Here is a 2201-nt window from a genome sequence, read left to right as displayed (position 1 = left end):
GGCCGTCCCCATGGCGGCGAAGGCGATGCCGCGCAGCGCGAGGTCGAGGTCGGCCGACGGCGCCACGATGGCCGCGTTGTTGCCACCCAGTTCGAGGATGGCGCGGGCGAAACGTGCGGCCAGCTTGGGCGCCACCTGGCGGCCCATTGCGGTGGAGCCCGTGGCCGAGAGCACCGGCACGCGGTGGTCGTCGACCAGCACTTCGCCGATCTCGCGCTGGCCGATGAGCAGCTCGAGCAGGCCCTCGGGCGCATCCGCGCCGAAGCGGGCGATGGCGCGCTGGGCGATCGCATGCGTGGCGAGCGCAGTCAGCGGCGTCTTCTCGGACGGCTTCCACACCACCGGGTCGCCGCAGACCAGCGCCAGCGCCGCGTTCCACGACCACACCGCGACCGGGAAGTTGAAGGCCGAGATGACGCCGACCGGGCCCAGCGGGTGCCAGGTCTCGGCCATGCGGTGGCCGGGGCGCTCGGACGCGATGGTCAAGCCGTACAGCTGGCGCGACAGGCCTACGGCGAAGTCGCAGATGTCGATCATCTCCTGCACTTCGCCCAGGCCTTCCTGGAGGATCTTGCCAGCCTCGATCGAGACCAGCCGGCCCAGCTCCGCCTTGTGGGCGCGCAGCTCCTCGCCCAGCAGGCGGATCAGCTCGCCGCGGCGGGGCGCCGGCACGCTGCGCCAGTTCAGGAAGGCGTTGGACGCACGCTCGATCGCGGCATCGACATCGGCTTCGCTGTGCTCGGGCAGGCGGGCGATCTCGGCGCCGTCGACCGGCGACCGGACCACCAGGGTGCCGCCGGTCAGGGTGTCGGGGTCGAGGCCCAGACTGCGGTAGAGATCGTGCAACTCCATGAAACAGACTCCGGAGAACGAGAGAGCGCCGAAGGCGCTGATGGGCGGCATTGGTATCGTCGCCGGGCCGCCGGGGCAAGCGCAGCGGCGTCGGGGTCGCTGCGCGGGCCGGCGGCCTGCGGCAATTCCGGGCTGGCAAGCTGCGGCGGATCGTCGGAAAAATGGCTATCTGTCGGGCACGGGGCGGCGGCCGGCGGAATCGCCATTGCGTCGAATGAAAAATAGCGGATACTATTTTCACGTGTATTAAAAATGGTGGTGCGATATGAGCCCGGTGGTCCTGGAAGCGCTGCACGGCGAAGCTTTGGCCATGGTCGCGTCGGTCAAACGGACCCGCTGCGGCACAAGCCTGATGGACGGCTCGGCCGGGATCGCGACCTACGCGAACTACCTGCGCGAGGTCTACCATTACATGCATGCGGGCCAGTCGGCCCTGGTGCTGGGGGTGGAACGGATGCTGGAGCATGGCCGCCACATCCCGCTGGCGCTGCTGCTGCAGGAGAAGGCGGTCAGCACCGCCGGGCTGGACCTCCGCGTGCTGGCCGATTTGGAAACGCTGGGGTTCAGTCGGGCCGATGTCATCAACTCGACCCCGGCGCCGGCGACCCAGGCCTATATCGCCTGGAGCCGCTTCCTCAGCCTCAGCGATCACCCCCTCGGCCATTTCGGTGACGTCTACATGCTCGAATACCTGGCCGCGACCTGCGCCGGCCCGGTCGCCGACGGCCTGGCGCGGACCGGCCGGATCCCCGGGATCCGCAAGGCCCTGGGCTTCGTGCGCGGCCGGGCCGACGCAAGGGAAGGGCAGGTGCGGACCCTCGCCGGTGCACTGCCGCCGGTCGACGACCCGGTGGAGGTCGATGTGATCCTGACGGCCGCCCGGGCGACGCGGCTGCTCTATGGCGGGATCCTCAGCGCGATCGACGGCATGTCGACGATGCCGGCGCGGCGGGTGCGGGTCTGAGGGGGCGTCTCTACCTGCGGGCTGCAGCGTCTGATAGAAAACGGCAACAAGGCGCTGCTCAGACAACCAGTGGCCCATGAGTGAGCCGTCATCGCGAGCCCCGCGGGGGCGTGGCGATCCAGCGGCTCGATCTCTGGATCGCCGCGTCGCTTCGCTCCTCGCGATGACGGTCTTAAAGAGCCGAAGGGTCACCGCTTTTGGCCGCTCGAACAAGACGTTGCGGGGGAAACCGATGGAAGACGGCGTGGCGCTCAACCGGGCGCATTGGGACGAGCGGGTGGCCGCGCATTTGCGCTCCGCTTTCTACAATGTCGACGGCTTCCGGCGCGGCGAGACCGACCTGACCCCGATCGAGGCGGCGGGCCAAATACATCGTGTCCATGCC

2 protein-coding genes are annotated in these 2201 nt (G+C 69.2%); one reads left to right on the top strand and one right to left on the bottom strand.

Features of this window, described 5'->3' with window-relative positions:
• Nucleotides 1–852 (bottom strand): aldehyde dehydrogenase family protein (locus tag AC3XYG_RS15100; protein ID WP_489140662.1); only part of this gene is annotated, 852 nt, incomplete at its 3' end.
• A gap of 265 nt (nucleotides 853–1117) precedes the next feature.
• Here AC3XYG_RS15100 and AC3XYG_RS15095 point away from each other — a divergent pair.
• Nucleotides 1118–1816, top strand: coding sequence for a heme oxygenase-like domain-containing protein (locus tag AC3XYG_RS15095; protein ID WP_489140661.1), 699 nt, complete (start codon nucleotides 1118–1120; stop codon nucleotides 1814–1816).
• Nucleotides 1817–2201 lie beyond the last annotated feature (385 nt).

It is taken from the genome of Inquilinus sp. (genome assembly GCF_057815775.1).
The sequence above is the reverse complement of the archived record's forward strand: the minus strand, read 5'-3'. Positions and strand labels throughout refer to the sequence as shown.